Genomic DNA, 15,898 nt, shown 5'->3' with positions numbered 1-15,898 from the left:
TGCGCCTTTTTCGTCCAAAAAAACGGCCCGGTGAACGGGCCGCTTTTCAGATTGATCTGTTGGAAGGCTCAGAACTCTTCCCAATCCTGCGCCGCCGCACTGGCCGCAGCCGCCTGTCCACCGCCGCCAAAGGCGCGGGCCAGCGTGTTGCCAAGCGCCCGCGCGCCGGAGGTGGCCGGGCGATGCTCGGCAGCTGAGGCGATCACCGGGCGAGCGGCCGCGCCGGTGCCAAGGCGGAACTGCGCGATCAGGCTGTTGAGCGCGGCTGCCTCGGTTGCAAGCGAGTGGCTTGCCGCCGTCTGCTCCTCCACCATGGCCGCGTTCTTCTGCGTACCCTGGTCGATGGAGTTCACCGCGGCGCTGATCTCGTTGAGGCCGGTCGATTGCTCCCGCGCCGACCGCACGATGGCCGCGACGTTCTGGTCGATCTCCTGCACCTGATCGACGATCTCCGTCAGGGCCGATCCCGTCTCGCCGACCAACGCCACGCCGAGATTCACCTGCTCGCCCGATTTGGTGATCAGCGCCTTGATTTCCTTGGCGGCATTGGCCGAGCGCTGCGCCAGTTCGCGCACTTCCTGTGCGACGACCGCAAAGCCCTTGCCCGCCTCCCCGGCCCGCGCCGCCTCGACACCGGCATTGAGCGCCAGAAGGTTCGTCTGGAAGGCGATCTCGTCGATGACGCCGATGATGTTGGAAATCTCCCGCGAAGAATTCTCGATGCCGCTCATCGCGCTCACAGCGCGCTGCACCACCTCACCCGATTTTTCGGCACCGAGGCGGGTCCGCTCGACGAGCTGTCCGGCATCCTCGGCCCGCTTCGTGGCGTCCTTGAGCGAGGTGGTGATCTCCTCCAGCGCGGCAGCCGTCTCCTCAACGGAGGCAGCCTGCTGCTCGGTCCGCTTGGCGAGATCGTCGGAGGCCGAGCGGATTTCCGCCGAGCCGGCCTGGATGGCATTGGCGTTGCTGCCGACCGAGCGCAGCGCCGATTGCAGCTTTTCGACCGAGGCGTTGAAATCGTGGCGGACCTGGTCGAGCGAACCGGCAAAGGCTTGCTCGATGCGATGCGTCATGTCCCCATCGGCCAGTTTGTGGAGACCTTCGGCAAGCGCACCGACGGCAATGCGCGTCTGGCGCTCGCGTTCGGCGGCCTCCTCGGCACGCTGACGGCGCTCATCTTCCGAAAGCGCACGGTTCTGCTCCGCTTCCCCCTCGAGCCGCACCTTGGCAAGCGTCGCATCCCGCAGCACGGCAAGCGAGCGGGCCATTTCGCCGATCTCGTCCTTACGCTCGGATTCGCTGAGATCGACATCCGTGCGGCCATGCGCGATCTCGCTCGTCGCGACGATGACGGTTTCGAGACGCTTGCGGAAGCGGGCGGCGAGCAACCAGCCGATGGCGATCATCAGGCCGGTCGCGATGGCAATCACGATGATCGAGGTGACGGCAAGCGCGGAGAGATTGGCAAAGAGCACCGACTTCGGCACCGCGACCACCGTATACCAGGTCGTGCCCGGCACCAGCGGCACCGGCACGGCCACCGCCATGGAGGTGAGGCCGTTGGCATCGATGATTTCCATGGCCTTTTCCGGATTGGCGATCAGCGCCTGCCAGGCCGCGGTGTCGAGACCGGAATCGCCGAGCGTGTTGCCGAGAACCGCCGCATCCGGATAGCTCACGATGCTGCCGCCCTGGCTGAGCAATGCGACATAACCTTCGCCGAGCGGCTTCAACTGCGCCATGTCGGCAGCCAGCGCATCGAGCGCGATATCGACGCCAGCAACGCCCTTGAAGGCGCCGTCGAAGCTGAGCGGCACCATGAAGGACGTCATCAGCACGTTCTTGTCGCCGATGACATAGCTGTAGGGCTCCGTGAGGAGATCTTTGCCCGTGGCCTTCGGCACCTGATAATAGTCGCCGGGGCCGGGCTTGTCGTAGTCGACGAGCGCGACCATGTCGACCTTGCCCGCGTTGCGTACGAAATAGGGAATGTAGCGACCCGTGGCGTCGTGTCCCGGCTGGTTCACGTATTGCGCATCCTTGCCGTCGAAGGCATCCGGCTCCCAGCCGGTGCTGACGCCGAGCGCGAAGGGATTGTCGGCCATCAGACGGTCGAATATGCCGTTCATCGTCTCGCGGCTCGGGGCATTCGTCGCCTTCATCGCGTAGAGCGCCGAGCGCATGTTCCAGCTCAGCGCCTTGACCTGCGCGAAGTAGGTCTCCACTTCGCCCGCGCTCGCCTCTGCCGCGTTGACCATTTCCGAAATGGAGCGCTCTTCCACGGCGCGGTAGGACAGAAAGAGCAGAACGCCCGCCGTCGCAACGGTGGTGGCAACACCAGCCGCCACGATGGCGAACATGTTTCGGGCAGTCGCAGTCTTCGGCAGCATAACGTCTCCTCCCATCCGCGCGGGAAAATCCGCAGCGGCAGTCATCACAAGAATGGCGGAACATGCCGGCAGACGCGGCGAAACAGGGACGAAGTCATTTCGCAGGCCGGCAGCGTAAGCGCATGCTGGTTTATGAATGGATAAAATTTGAACCAACCGGTTGTGGAACAGAATGGGTGGAAAACGCGTCCCAGCCATAGCCGGTGGACGCGGCGGAGGCCCTTGCCGTTCAAGAAAAGTGAACGATCCGTTCGTCCGCCCCGATCTTCCGGCCGTGCCTGCGAAGGGCGATATTCGCCTCAACGCAAGGCCCCGAAGCGGGGCAGCACAGCCATCCCGGACATCCGGGGAAAGGAGCTTCGTCATGACCCTGCAGCTCACGGGCATCCACCACCTGACGGCAATCACCGCGAACGCGCCGGAGAACCTGCGCTTCTACACGCAGGTCCTCGGCCTGCGCCTCGTCAAGAAGACGGTCAACCAGGACGATACCAGCGCTTACCACCTCTTCTACGCCGACGGTCTCGCCTCGCCCGGCACGGATCTTACCTTCTTCGACTGGCCGGTCGGCCACGAGCGGCGCGGCACACACAGCGTCTCGCGCACCGGCCTGCGCGTCGCCAGTCTTGCGACGCTGGAATGGTGGAAGGCCCGCTTCGGCGAGCTGAAGGTCAAGGCCGGCGAGATCCGCGATGTCGGCGGCCGCGCAAGCCTCGATTTCGAGGATGGCGAAGGACAGCGCTTCCGCCTTGTCGTGGACGATGCCGGCACGCCCGCCAACCCCTGGGAACGGAGTCCGGTTCCGGCCGAACACCAGATCAAGGGTCTTGGGCCGATCACGCTGAGCGTGCCGGATATCCGCAACACGGAAGCGGTGCTGATCCAGGTGATGAACATGCAGGAGACCGCGACCTATCCCAATCCGGACGGTGCGGGTGACGTGCACGTCTTCTCGATGGGCGAAGGTGGCCCCGCAGCCGAGCTGCATGTCGCCGTGGAGCCGGATCTCCCGGTCGCCCACCAGGGCGCCGGCGCGGTGCACCACGTCGCCTTCCGCGCACCGGACGAGGAAGCGCTGCATGCCTGGACGGAGCGCCTGCGCGGCTTCCGCCTGCCTTCCAGCGGCGAGGTCGAGCGCTTCTACTTCCGCTCGCTCTATTTCCGCGAGCCGAACGGCATCCTGTTCGAAATCGCCACGGACGGTCCCGGCTTCGCCGTGGACGAGCCGCTTGAAACGCTCGGCGAAAGCCTGTCCCTGCCGCCCTTCCTTGAACCGCGCCGTGCGCAGATCGAGGCACGGCTGAAGCCACTCGTCTAGGCTTCAACAAAACCCCGGCGTGACAAACGGTCCGCCGGGGTTTTTTATGCCCTTGTTTTGAAAGGAGAGTCGGGATGACGAAACTGGTGGCAATCTCGGGAAGCCTTCGCAAGGGTTCCTACAACACGGCGCTGCTGCGCGCTGCCCTCGCCATGGCGCCCGAAGGGGTGGCGATCACCGAAGGCTCGATCCATGGCATTCCCCTCTATGACGGCGACCTTGAGGCCGAAGCGGGCATTCCCGAAGCGGTGACGCGCCTGAAGGAGCTTGTGGCGGCAGCCGATGGCGTCATACTCTTCACGCCGGAATACAACAACGGCATTCCGGGCGTCTTCAAGAACGCCATCGACTGGATGAGCCGGCCCTCCACCGACATCGCCCGCGTCTTCGGCGGCAAGCCCTTCGCCATCACCGGCGCCTCGCCGGGCAATTTCGGAACGCTTTTGTCGCAGGAGGCTTGGCTTCCCGTCATGCGCACGCTCGGCACCGTGCCCTGGTTCGGCGCCAAGCTTTTGGTCTCGCGCGCCGGCAGCGTCATTCAGGACGGCCGCATCGCCGACGAGGCGACCGAAAAGAAACTCGGCGACTTCATCGCCGGCTTCTCTGCCTTCGTGACGGAATACACGCGGTAACGGACCCGATCCACGGCAAAAAAAGGGGGCGCTTCGCAGGAAGCGCCCCCTTTCCGTTCGCCCCGGCGTCAACCGAGTATGCGTTCCCTATAGGCCCGGGCGAGCTCCATATCCGCCGTGCCGATATCGTGGCCTGCGGCAAGCAGCCGGTTCTCGACCGATGCGCCGGCCGCCCTCAGATGTGCCTCCAGGTCACCGGCATAGATCCCGTAAGGATCCGATTGACCGGTGATCATCAGCACGTTCACCCCCGAAAGGTCCGCTTCCGGCACAGTCTCCAGCACGTTCATGCCCCGCAACAACACCGCGTTGCGGATGATGCCGGGATGCAGCAGCATGATCGCGCCGATCATGTTCGCACCGTTCGAATAGCCGACGAACAGCGTTCTCTCCGGATCGAGCCCATAGGCCGCATTCGCCCCTTCCATGAAGGCCGCGAAGGCTTCCGCCTCCCCTGCAATGTCCTTCTGATCGAAGGTGACGGCGGTCAGCCGGCGGAAGAACCGCGGATAGCCTTCGTCGACACTGCGGCCGCGCGGACTGAGCAGCACGGCATTGGGCGCGAGCTTCGTTCCGAAAGGCAGAAGGCTCGCCTCGTTGCCGCCGGTGCCGTGAAGGAGCACGACAGCGGTGCCATCAGGATTTTCCGGCCGATGCACCCGGTGGATGAAGGGCAGGTCCCGCTCGGTCATGCGTTCCTCTCCCGGCAGGGAGAACTGTGGAAGCCGCGCCCGCACATCCTCCGGGTCAGCGCGAAAATGCTTCGGCACGAACAGTTTCTCCCCGAGCGCCTCCAGCGGTTCATCCACTGTCATGCCGGGACCATCGGTCGCGTATTCGAGCAGTGCACCACCGGGTTCACGCACATAAAGCGAGTAGAAGTACTTCCGGTCGTGCATGTTGGTCTCATCCGCCTCTTCGGTGGCGAGTCGAGCAGCGACGGCCTCTACCGCGGCGCGGTCCGGCGCGCGCAGTGCGACATGGTCGATCGTCCCGGTGCCGGGCGCGGACGTCCAGAAGCCGCTCGCGTCGCGGATGTCGAGTACGTCGGCCACATCGCCGGCGAGACGGGTGATGCCATTCGCTACCGCCACCTCCCGATACCCGAAATGACCGGCAATGAAGGCCGCGGTCTCGGTCGGCTTCTCGGAAAAGATTGTCGCGCCGCGGATGCGCTGGATGGCATCGGCGGCCGCAATGTCCTTCGTGACATGCGGCGCCGGGCCGTCCACACCCGCTTCACCGACGAGCTTGACGATGATACCGTCCGGGTCCTTCAGCCGCAGCACCGGCTCGCCGAACTCCTGCGCCGGGCCGCTCATCGCGATGTTCTGCGTCAGCGCGCGCGTCAGCCAGAAGCCGATCGCCTCCGGCTTGATGGAGAGGGCGATCTCCGCAGGCTGGCCGAGACCGACGCGACCGGGCGAGCCATCCTCCCAGGCAAGAAAGGTGACCAGCGAGCCGGGGCTGGCCGCCGCGTCGCCATAGATGAGATGAAGCTGATCGGCGTCCTCGTAACCCGCCGTACGCTTGACGAGGCGCAGGCCGAGGAAGCCCACGTAGAAATCGACGTTCGCCTGGATCTTCCGGGTAATCGCCGTGATGTGATGGATGCCGCTGACCATGAGGCACCTCCTTTCGAAGGCTACACAATCAGCATTCGGCATCCCGCGCCAGCCGCTGCCCGGTGAATGCACTGTCCACAAAACGAAACCGGCCCCGCTGGCGGGCGGGGCCGGTGGATCCCGGTGCCAGGGACACCGGATCATCTGGATTGGGTTCAGGCGGCCGCGATACGGGCCGGCGACATCGCCCGCGTAGAAGCGGACGGATCGTTGAGAAGACGACGGATTGCCGCGCGCACCTCGTCAGCCGAGGAGAAACGCTGGGAATCCAGATCCCAAACGGAATATTTGACGGCCACGAATTTCAGCCGATCCTCATCGGGAACGACAACACCGACGGCCTCACCACCGATTTCGATAACCTGCTTTTGCATAACAACTCCTGCCGCGCCGAAGACACAGCTCATTCAAATCTTGCGCTAAAATCGAGGAGGGAAGTCAGATCACATTCGGCGGAGTGCCGTATGCGCTTTCCCTGTAATCGTTTCACGACAGGAGTACGCCACACGCACGGAGGCGATGCAGTTGATATCGTACATGACACACTCCCTCTTGCTGGCGCTGACGCTCAAAAATGGACGCGTCAGAGGTGACCGGAATAAAACGCATGCGGTCTTCATGCGATGCTCCAACACATAAGCGCCCCTCCTTTCCTTGTCAATGGAATCCGCAGAAATTTGGAATAAATTACTGCGGAATTTGTGTGACAATTCGAATCGCAAAATAATCTTCGCGTCCGCAGCATTTTTCAGGAAAATATGTCGCGAAGACGAACATTCCGGGGAAAAGCCGTGACGCAACCAGATCGCGCAGGCACAACCATGCGCTTGCGCCTGGCGGGCAAAACCGAAAACCGGGGGCAAAGCTTCCCGTTGCCCTGCGGACACACCCCTTGAAGGAAGCGGGGAAAAAACGCTGTGGGACCATTCTTTTTTTAGGGGGAGGCTCGATCTTGCCGCCAAACATGAATAAAGAATGAATCGCGATTTTGTTCTGTTAATAAGTACGCCACGACCGCTGGCAGGGTAGGCCCATGAATTTCACCAGAACGCTTTTTCCGTTGAGCATGCTTCTCCTGTCAGGCTGCGTCGTCGGCCCCGACTATCAGAAGCCCGAGACCGCCCTTCCGGCCAAGTTTTCCGAAAGCAAGGCGACGAGCGGCGAGAGCGTGACGCTCAATCCGTGGTGGGAATCCTTCCGCGACAAGCGCCTCAACGATCTCGTCCACCAGGGTATGGCCGAAAACCTCAGCGTGCTGCAGGCCCTCGAGCGCATCACGGCGGCAGAGGCGAATGTCGTCGTGGCCGGTGCCGGCGCGCTTCCCAGCATCGGCGCTTCGGCGGAAGCATCGGCTAGCGGCCAGGACGGCGACTACCTGCGCCGCACCTCGGGCGGCTATTCATCCTCCTCGAAATCGTTGACCGCCGGGGCGAGCGCCTCCTGGCTGCTCGATTTCTTCGGCCAGTACCGCCGTTCGAAGGAAGCCGCGAACGCCTCGCTCGACGCCGCCTATGACGACGTCAACGTTGCGCGCCTCGCCTACCTCTCGGATCTCGTGTCGAGCTACGTCAATGCGCGTTACTACCAGGAAGCGCTGGCACTCAGCCGCAAGAACCTGGAATCGCGTCGCGAGACACTGAAGCTGACCAACGAGATCAAGGAAGCGGGTGCCGCCTCCAGCCTCGACGTGCTGCAGGCAGAAGGCCTCGTCAACCAGACGCTGGCCGAGCTTCCCGGGCTTGAGACCGGCTTCCACCAGTCGGCAAACCACATCGCGACCCTGCTCGGTCTGCCGGCCAGCACGATCACGTCCAGCCTGATCAAGGGCTCGGCACAGCCGATGCCGCGGTATGCGACGCGCACAGGCATTCCGGCAGACCTCATCCGCAACCGTCCGGATATCCGCGCGGCCGAGCGCCGCCTGGAGGCGGCAACGGCGCAGATCGGCGTGGCCGAAGCCGACCTCTATCCGAGCATCGAGCTCGGCGGCTCGATCGGTGCGACGCGCAACTTCACCAGCGCCGCCACCGGCAACCTGACGAGCTGGTCCTTCGGCCCGACGCTGACGCTGCCGATCTTCAACGGCGGCTCGCTGAAGGCGCGTGTCAAGATTGCCCGCTCGGAAGCCGAGCAGCAGTATCTGACCTGGAAATCCACCGTGCTGAACGCCGTGGAAGAGGTCGAGAACGCGCAGGCCGCGCTGATTCGCGACGGCCAGACCGTCGCTGCCCAGCGCAAGGTCGTGAACTCCTACGAACAGACGCTGAATCTTGCCCGCGAAAGCTATCGCGGCGGCGCAAGCACCATCCTCGACGTGCTCGACGCCGAGCGCAACGTCGCAACGGCCCGCCTGCAGCTCGCTTCCGCGATCCGCCAGCTTGCCCGCGACTTCGTCGCCCTCAACGTGGCAATCGGCGGCGGTGCGGAAATCGGCTCGGCAACCGTCGCCAGCAAATAAGCGGAAACAGCGCTTCCGGGTAGCATACCCGGTGTCGGACAAAACGGGAGCGGCAGGCGAAGGCTTGCCGCTCCCGTTCTTTTTTCGGGAAAGCGCAGAAGCAACGTTAGGGCGTGAAAAAGCCCTCCAGCGCCGCGGCCGTCCTGCCGTAGTGGTCGCGCAGCGCCGCAGCGGCGCCTTCCGCGTCCCGCGCAAGGGCAAGCTCCATCAGCCGCCGGTGCTCCCCGGCCACATCCCGCGTGGCTCCGGCGAGACTGACGGAAAGCCGCCGATACCGGTCGGCGCGTGAAAACAGCTTGTCGCAGATCTCCAGCAGGCTCGGGGAACCGCAAGCCGAGACGAGCGCGGCATGAAAGACCGCATGGCGCGCCTCCCAGTCCTCGCGCATCGCCGAGGGGATATCCTCGCGCGCCTGCGGAATGCGTGCCATCAGATGGTGTGCCGCGATCACCCTTCCCTCCCAGTCGGCATCTCCCCGCAGCACCGAAAGCCGGAGCGCCTCGCCCTCGCAAAGCTGCCGCGTCGCCGTGATGTCGCGCAGCTCCGCCAGCGAGAGGCTCGCAACGCTGTAGCCGCGATGATCATCCAGCACGGTGAACCCTTCCGCCGTCAGCCGGGCCAGGGCCTCACGCACCGGCGTCACGCTCATGTCGCACAGCGCCTGGAGATCGGCAAAGCGCAACCGGTCGCCGGGCTTGAACGCGCCCGTGCGGATCGCCTGCCGGATCGCCTCGTAGGCATCGCCCGCCAGGGTGCGCCCGCCTGCCTTCTTCTGGTCCATCTCATCCCGCCGAATTTATAAAAGCTTTAGGATTTTCGAAAATCATTGACTTCATGTAAAACCAAGGGAATGGTGCGCGCAACCGAAATCGGTGACATCCAACGGAGGTTCTCATGAAACTGGTGCGCTTTGGCGCGGCGGGCGCGGAAAAGCCCGGACTGATCGACGCGGACGGCAAGATCCGCGACCTTTCCGGCGTGGTGCCGGATATTGCCGGCGACGTGCTTGGCCGTGAAGGCCTGAAGCGCCTTGCCGCCCTCGATCCGAAGAGCCTGCCACTCGCGCCGGAAGGCAGCCGCTTCGGCGCCTGCGTGGGCCGCGTCGGCAACTTCATCGCCGTCGGCCTCAACTATGCCGACCATGCAGCCGAGAGCGGCATGGCCGTGCCGAGCGAGCCGGTGCTCTTCAACAAGGCCCCCTCCTGCGTCGTCGGTCCTGACGACACCATCCTCATCCCGCGCGGTTCGGAAAAGACCGACTGGGAAGTCGAGCTTGCCGTCGTCATCGGTGAGCGTGCCTCCTACGTCTCGGAGGCCGATGCCCTCAACTATGTCGCCGGCTATTGCGTCTGCAACGACATTTCCGAGCGCGCCTACCAGCTCGAGCGCGGCGGCCAGTGGACCAAGGGCAAGGGTTGCCCGACCTTCGGCCCGATCGGCCCCTGGCTGGTCACGACGGACGAAGTGGATACGGCCGACCTCGCCATGACGCTCAGCGTCAACGGCGAACGCGTCCAGAACGGATCCTCGAGCACCATGGTCTTCAAGGTGCCCTTCCTGGTGCACTACATCTCGCAGTTCATGGCGCTGGAACCCGGCGACGTCATCACCACGGGCACACCGCCCGGCGTCGGCATGGGCATGAAGCCGCCGCGTTACCTGAAGCCCGGCGACCGCATGGAAGTCTCCATTGCCGGCCTCGGCGTGCAGCGTCAGGTCGTCGCTGCGGGATAAGCCCTTTATCGCATGGCTGAAAAAGCGAGAGGGGCCTCAAGGGCCCCTCTTTCGTGTCAGCGATCAGTGCACCGTTGCAGGCGAGGCCTCATCCCCGAGAATGCGGAAAGCTTCATCCAGCGCGGCCACAAGAATGTCCGTCAGCTCGTCGACATCATTTTCGAGGAGGAAGAGCGCGACCGTTGCATTGTCCGGATCGCTGTAGCGCTCAAGGTCGTTAGACATGTCATTGTCCCTTTCCAGCCGGCACCATCCCGGTTAACGGAAAGCATAGGGACGCAGGCTTGCGTCTGGCTTGTGCCGGAAAGGTACAGGTTGCGCAAGGACGAATCCGTCAACCGCACCAGGATTGGTGCCTGCCCGTCCATGGCCTCGCCAGCCCCTCCCCGACCAGCCGCTGGCCGACCGACTGGCCGCCCCGCAGCACGAGATGTGGCGCTGCGCCGGCCTTTCCGGACGTCCCGCCTTTCGCCACCAGCGTGACGTCCCCCTCGTTGAGGATTTCGCGCAAGCGAAGCTTCGCATCCCCCCCACGCAGGCGCTCCGCATCGCAGCGCGCGCCAGCGATCGCCGGCGTATCGACATCGGCGAGCCGCACCTTGCGGCCGGCATAGAGGATCGTGTTACCATCGAGCACGCAGTAATCCGTCTGCGTCGTGCAGATGAACCATTTGCCCGAAAAGGCCGGCAGTTTCTCCGGCATCGGCAGGGCCTGCTCCACGGCCTTTTCGACCGGCCGCTGCTTCGGGCGCGCCAGCACAGCCTCGCGCTCGACCACCTTTTGCTTGCGCTCGACAGAGGCTGTCTTGATCCCTGTCGCCAGCGTTTCGGGGCCCGGCAGGCGGTTGTCCATATAGAGAATGCCGCCGACCACCGCCGCGCCCAGCAGGTACCAATGCGCCATGCCGCCGCCGCGCCGCGCCGGTGCCGCCCGCTTGGTTCCCGCCCGTTTCTTCCGCCTGCCAGCCGTCTTCGCCATCACCTGTCTCCTGCGCGAGACAGTGCGACGATCTCTTGAAGATATGGTTACCAGACTGCACCGGCCAACGCCTTTCGGCTCGCTGGAGCTTACCGGGTCGTATTGGACGCGGGGGTCGGGAATAGCGGCTGGCAACGAGACGCCGGCATCAGGGAATGGCAAAGATGCTGATCTCGCTGGCAATGCCCCGCAGGGTGACGTTGTGTGCGACGGGGCTCACGCCGCGATCCGACAGCAGGCTGGAGGCGCGGGCGTCCCGCAGCACCGAGCCGGTGGCGAAGATTTCCAGCGAGGTGGCAAGATGCTGGACACGCGAGGCGATGTTGACCGTCTGGCCGAAATAGTCCTGCCGCTCGTTGAGATTGACCGCAATGCATGGCCCTTCGTGAATGCCGATCTTCAGCAGCAGGTCCTCGCTGCCGCGCGCATCGTTCAGGGCACGCATGGCATCGCGGATGCGCATGGCCGCCGCCACCGCCCGGTCCGGCGTCGGAAAGGTCGCCATGACGGCATCGCCGATGGTCTTGACGACCGCACCGGCCTCGGCAGCGACGATCTCGCTGAGAACCTTGAAATGCGTCCTCACGAGATCAAAGGCCGCGAGATCGCCGACCCGCTCATACAGTTCCGTCGAGCCGCGCAGGTCGGTGAACAGAAAGGTGAGACTGGTGATCTTCAGCCGCTGGTCGATGTCCAGCGTATCGGTGCGGTAGAGGTCGCGAAACGTCTGGTTGGAGAGCAGGCGCTTGGCCGTGAGGAAGGGACGGCGCTGGCCGAGCAAGGTATGCAGCGCCTCATTGGCGACGCAGACAGACGGCAGTGTGCGCACATCGACATGGTTCTCCATCTGGATGCGCAAGGGCCCCGGTTGCAGCACCAGTGTCTCGTTGTGGCGATGTGTGCGATCGAAGACCAGGGTCAGGTTGCGCCGCTCCCGCGTCGGCTCCCCGCGGACGTCGAGGAATTGCGCCGCATGCGTCACGGGCTCGAAGACGATGACGAACTCCGCCGGCAGCTGCAGCGAGATGACCGCCTTCTCGCCGGGCGGCAATTCCAACGCCTCAAGTACGAATTCATCGACCTTCTCGTCGTAGCCCTCGTCCGGCAGGTCGAGCCCCGAGCCCCAATAGACCTGCCGAAAATATTCCCCCGGTGGCAGTTCATGCGGATTGTGGGCGGCGATATGGCGCACGCGAGGACTGATCGTGAACGTCACCTCGACCATCTCGTCGAGCGTCGGTTCGTAGCCGGCGGCGCAGAGCGCACAGGTGTATTCCGTGCTCTGCACGCTCTTCAGCGACGTACCGGCATCGAGTACCCCGCCGCATCCCGGGCACAGGACATTCCAGAAAAGATCGAAGATACCGAGCCGGGTGGCCTGCATGAAACCCGCAATCACATCTTCCTCGCCAAGCCCCTCGGCTGAGGCAAAGGCGAGTGCATTGACACGGCAAAGCTTGCGATCCGGCGCATCCCGAACGAGCCGTTCGAGTGCATCGACAACCCCAGGCGTCACCGACTGGCGCAGAACCTCGAATAAAGTCCGGGCTTCACTCATGCCCTATTCTACACCCATATCGTCACGAGAGACAGGTGTCGCAAAGCAAAGGCCATGGCGTTTGTCGCCATGTGGACTACAGGAAGTTTTTCTGGAAAACCGGCTGGTAGCGGAGGAGGGATTCGAACCCCCGACACAAGGATTATGATTCCTCTGCTCTAACCTACTGAGCTACTCCGCCGCCCGAAAAGAGGAACAGAACGATGTCTGTTTCCGTCCGGTGCGCGGCTTATAAGGCGCTGTTCCCGCGGGTGTCAAGCGACGTTCGCACAAAAATCACTTTGTTCACGAAGGCCTTGGCAAATGCGGGGGTTCAGGCCGCGGCCGGGGTGGACAGAATGCGCCGGAGTGCGTCTTCGGCCGCCGGCTCCCGCTCGGAGCGCAGGATGAAACCGCCGCCGTGGATACGGGCATCCTCGCCTTCGCCGGAATAGAGCGCGCAGGCCTGGCCGGGCGCCACGCCCGGTTCCCCTTCGGCAAGCTCCACATAAAGGCCACCGGGGCCAGACAGAAGGCGGGCAGGACGCGGCGGGCGCGTCGAGCGCACCTTGGCATAACAATCGAAGCCGGCAGCCGCCACGGCTTCCACGTCGCTGTCGCCGATCCAGTTGATGTCGCGCAGATAAAGCCGGCGCGTTTCCAGCGCTTCCTTGGGCCCCACGATGACACGGCGCGAGCGCGCGTCGAGATAGACGACATAGAGCGGCTCGCCCGTCGCAATGCCGATGCCGCGCCGCTGGCCGATCGTATAGTGCAGGATGCCGTCGTGACGGCCGAGCACGCGGCCGTCGATATGCACGATGTCGCCGGCAAGCGCCGCATTGGGCTTCAGCTTGTTGACGATGTCCGAATACTTGCCCTGCGGCACGAAACAGATGTCCTGACTGTCGGCCTTCTTGGCGACGACGAGGCCCATCTCCTCGGCAAGCGCCCGCGTTTCGGCCTTCGAGAGATGGCCAAGCGGAAAGCGCAGATAGTCGATCTGCTCCTGAGTCGTGGCAAACAGGAAGTAGCTCTGGTCGCGCTCGGCGTCGACCGGGCGATAGAGCGCACGGCGCTGCGGCGCGTCAGGCGTCGGGTTCGGCCGGGAGCGGATGTAATGGCCGGTCGCGAGCGCATCCGCGCCAAGCTCCTTGGCGGTGATGAGGAGATCGGCGAACTTGACGGTCTGGTTGCAGGCGACGCAGGGGATCGGCGTTTCACCGGCAATATAGCTTTCAGCGAACGGATTGATCACCGTCTCGCGGAAGCGCTTTTCATAATCGAGCACATAGTGCGGAATGCCGAGCGTTTCGCAGACACGGCGCGCATCGTCGATGTCCTGACCCGCGCAGCAGGAGCCCGCGCGGTGCACGGCGGCACCGTGATCGTAGAGCTGCAGCGTGATGCCGAGCACGTCATAGCCTTCACGTTTCAGGATGCCGGCCACGACGGAGCTGTCCACGCCGCCCGACATGGCGACGACGACACGGGTATCTTCCGGCTTGCGATCGAAATCGAGACTGTTCACGCGAGGTCCGTTCCGGTACTGCAGCGCCAGGAGGCTTGCCGCAGGTCACCTTTCACTGGGGTTTGCTTGACGCAAGGGCGACGCCCCGCGACCGGCGCGGCGTCTTTCGGGCGACATATAGAAACTTGCCGCACCGAGGGCAAGAGAAGGCCGGAAACCTCGTCGTCCCGGCCGCACACCGGCCCTGCCTTTCCGGCCCGCCGGCAGACGCGTGTGCGCAGGATATCAGATGAGGCGCAGGCGCAGGGCGATGGCGATCGCCTGCATGCGGTTGACCGCCTTGAGCTTGCGCGTCGCGCTCTTGAAGTAGCTGCTCACCGTATAGGCCGAGATGCCGAGGATGATCGCAATCTCGTCGCTGCTCTTGCCGGCGGCCGCCCAGCGCAGGCACTCGACCTCGCGGCTCGACAGCTTCTCCCGACTCGCCGTTGCCGCCACGAAGGTCTTTTCAAGGCACTCGAAAAGCTGGAGGGCGGCGAAATGCAGGTCCGTCAGCGCCCGGCGGGCGAGCGGGACCTGCGTGCCCGAAAAGGCCATCAGATAGGGGTCGGATGTCGTGGAATGCAGGAGAAAGGCTGTCGAGGCGGCAAGACCGTGGCTTTCGGCCAGCGCGATCGCCTCACCCACCTGGCCGTTCTCCCAGTCCGATGGGGCGAGCAGCGAGCTGTCGCCCTGCACGGGCAACTTCGTCATGCCCGTCTCGATCGCCAGCCGGCTCAGATGGAAGAGGTTCATCGCATCGTATTTGCGCACGAGATCGGCCGGCCAGTTGCTGACAAGCAGCCGTTCGGCAAAGCGCTGCTGCTCGTTGGCAGGAAAGCGCGACACCAGGAAATGACTGAAGCCGAAATGGTTGGCGCACTGGCGCATGAGGTGCAGCACCTCATATTCGGTCTGCACGGATTCGAGATTGGCCGTGGACAAGAATTCAGGCGACCAGCCCTGCTGCAGGAGCATGTTGTCTGGGTCTTTCATTTTCCGTTTCCAACAGCCGGCGCGAACGCCGGGAGCGTGTGCATTCTCGGTTCGGAAAACTTCAGGCGCACCCCTTCAGAAAAGCGGCGACGAAAAACGCCGCGGAAGCCATATCCCGGGGGGAACAGCTTGCGGAGGGAATTCATGATGATGCAGCCTAGGGCTTCCGGTGGCATCCATCGACGCCGCCCTTAAATTTGGGGGCGTATTAGCAGTGTTTGAATAAAAGGGAAATGAAATATTTGCATGGCTCCCATGCGGATGCCGCGCAGGCCCGGCTCGGTGAACGTAAGGGAAGTCAGTACTTACGGCCCGGAATACAACAGGCGAAGCCGCTCAAAAGATTAGAAAATTGTTAGCATGCGCTTAGGCAAATCTTAAATGTGGCGGGCTACAGTCCCGGCATATGGTCTTGAGTTTATGTAGAGAGTCCAATGACCGATCTGATACGACCCCGCGTTAAATACGTCATCGGCCCCGATGGCAGCCCCCTGACGATCGCCGATCTGCCGCCGGCCAATACGCGGCGCTGGGTGATTCGCCGGAAGGCAGAAGTCGTCGCCGCCGTACGTGGCGGGCTTTTGAGCCTCGAAGAAGCCTGTGAGCGCTATACGCTGACCGTCGAAGAATTCCTTTCCTGGCAGTCCTCCATCAACGATCACGGCCTGGCCGGCCTGCGCACCACGCGCATCCAGCAGTACCGCCACTAGACCGTTTCA

14 protein-coding genes and 1 tRNA gene are annotated in these 15,898 nt (G+C 63.7%); 5 read left to right on the top strand and 10 right to left on the bottom strand.

Translation table 11 applies throughout. The annotated features are described in order from the left end of the window. Nucleotides 1-68: 68 nt before the first annotated feature. Complete coding sequence (locus EXZ48_RS02130; RefSeq protein ID WP_130514148.1) at nt 69-2,390, bottom strand: methyl-accepting chemotaxis protein; 2,322 nt, start codon at nt 2,388-2,390, stop codon at nt 69-71. Nucleotides 2,391-2,754: 364 nt separating this feature from the next. Here EXZ48_RS02130 and EXZ48_RS02125 point away from each other — a divergent pair, with 364 nt between their 5' ends. Further along, nucleotides 2,755-3,708 (top strand): ring-cleaving dioxygenase, encoded by a 954-nt coding sequence (locus EXZ48_RS02125; RefSeq protein ID WP_023512654.1) that lies wholly within the window; start codon nt 2,755-2,757, stop codon nt 3,706-3,708. A gap of 74 nt (nt 3,709-3,782) precedes the next feature. Then, the gene (locus tag EXZ48_RS02120) at nt 3,783-4,340 is read left to right on the top strand and encodes an NADPH-dependent FMN reductase (protein ID WP_130514147.1); all 558 of its coding nucleotides are present in this window, start codon (nt 3,783-3,785) and stop codon (nt 4,338-4,340) included. A gap of 68 nt (nt 4,341-4,408) precedes the next feature. Here the strand turns inward: EXZ48_RS02120 and EXZ48_RS02115 are convergent, their stop codons facing one another. Then, complete coding sequence (locus EXZ48_RS02115; protein ID WP_130514146.1) at nt 4,409-5,965, bottom strand: VOC family protein; 1,557 nt, start codon at nt 5,963-5,965, stop codon at nt 4,409-4,411. Between the two features lie 155 nt (nt 5,966-6,120). Next, nucleotides 6,121-6,339 (bottom strand): hypothetical protein, encoded by a 219-nt coding sequence (locus EXZ48_RS02110; RefSeq protein ID WP_024270827.1) that lies wholly within the window; start codon nt 6,337-6,339, stop codon nt 6,121-6,123. 659 nt (nt 6,340-6,998) lie between these two features. Between EXZ48_RS02110 and EXZ48_RS02105 the strand changes: the two genes are divergently transcribed. After that, nucleotides 6,999-8,423, top strand: a complete 1,425-nt coding sequence (locus tag EXZ48_RS02105) for an efflux transporter outer membrane subunit (protein ID WP_023514546.1) — start codon at nt 6,999-7,001, stop codon at nt 8,421-8,423. A gap of 106 nt (nt 8,424-8,529) precedes the next feature. On the opposite strand, the gene EXZ48_RS02100 is transcribed toward EXZ48_RS02105, so the two are convergent. Further along, the gene (locus EXZ48_RS02100; protein WP_130514145.1) at nt 8,530-9,204 is read right to left on the bottom strand and encodes a GntR family transcriptional regulator; all 675 of its coding nucleotides are present in this window, start codon (nt 9,202-9,204) and stop codon (nt 8,530-8,532) included. 113 nt (nt 9,205-9,317) lie between these two features. Here EXZ48_RS02100 and EXZ48_RS02095 point away from each other — a divergent pair, with 113 nt between their 5' ends. Continuing rightward, complete coding sequence (locus tag EXZ48_RS02095) at nt 9,318-10,157, top strand: fumarylacetoacetate hydrolase family protein (protein ID WP_023514548.1); 840 nt, start codon at nt 9,318-9,320, stop codon at nt 10,155-10,157. Nucleotides 10,158-10,220: 63 nt separating this feature from the next. Here the strand turns inward: EXZ48_RS02095 and EXZ48_RS34740 are convergent, their stop codons facing one another. The 6 genes from EXZ48_RS34740 to EXZ48_RS02070 form a co-directional block, all read right to left on the bottom strand. Beyond that, nucleotides 10,221-10,382 carry a hypothetical protein gene (locus EXZ48_RS34740; RefSeq protein WP_023514549.1) on the bottom strand — a complete coding sequence of 54 codons (162 nt, stop codon included), beginning with the start codon at nt 10,380-10,382 and terminating at the stop codon, nt 10,221-10,223. A 109-nt stretch (nt 10,383-10,491) separates the two neighbouring features. After that, nucleotides 10,492-11,136, bottom strand: coding sequence for a thermonuclease family protein (locus EXZ48_RS02090; RefSeq protein WP_050744057.1), 645 nt, complete (start codon nt 11,134-11,136; stop codon nt 10,492-10,494). Between the two features lie 148 nt (nt 11,137-11,284). Further along, on the bottom strand, nt 11,285-12,694 hold the full coding sequence (locus EXZ48_RS02085) for an adenylate/guanylate cyclase domain-containing protein (protein ID WP_130514144.1): 1,410 nt from the start codon (nt 12,692-12,694) through the stop codon (nt 11,285-11,287). 104 nt (nt 12,695-12,798) lie between these two features. Beyond that, a tRNA-Met gene (locus EXZ48_RS02080) sits at nt 12,799-12,875 on the bottom strand. A gap of 132 nt (nt 12,876-13,007) precedes the next feature. Then, nucleotides 13,008-14,204, bottom strand: a complete 1,197-nt coding sequence (mnmA, locus tag EXZ48_RS02075) for a tRNA 2-thiouridine(34) synthase MnmA (RefSeq protein WP_023514316.1) — start codon at nt 14,202-14,204, stop codon at nt 13,008-13,010. A gap of 225 nt (nt 14,205-14,429) precedes the next feature. Next, the gene (locus EXZ48_RS02070) at nt 14,430-15,179 is read right to left on the bottom strand and encodes a LuxR family transcriptional regulator (protein WP_024270825.1); all 750 of its coding nucleotides are present in this window, start codon (nt 15,177-15,179) and stop codon (nt 14,430-14,432) included. A gap of 434 nt (nt 15,180-15,613) precedes the next feature. On the opposite strand from EXZ48_RS02070, the gene EXZ48_RS02065 reads away from it, so the two are divergent. Next, the gene (locus EXZ48_RS02065; protein ID WP_023515011.1) at nt 15,614-15,889 is read left to right on the top strand and encodes a DUF1153 domain-containing protein; all 276 of its coding nucleotides are present in this window, start codon (nt 15,614-15,616) and stop codon (nt 15,887-15,889) included. Nucleotides 15,890-15,898: the final 9 nt, after the last annotated feature.

The organism is Shinella sp. JR1-6 (assembly GCF_004284735.1).
Taxonomy (GTDB): Bacteria; Pseudomonadota; Alphaproteobacteria; order Rhizobiales; family Rhizobiaceae; genus Shinella.
This window is presented reverse-complemented; position numbering and strand designations above follow the sequence as displayed.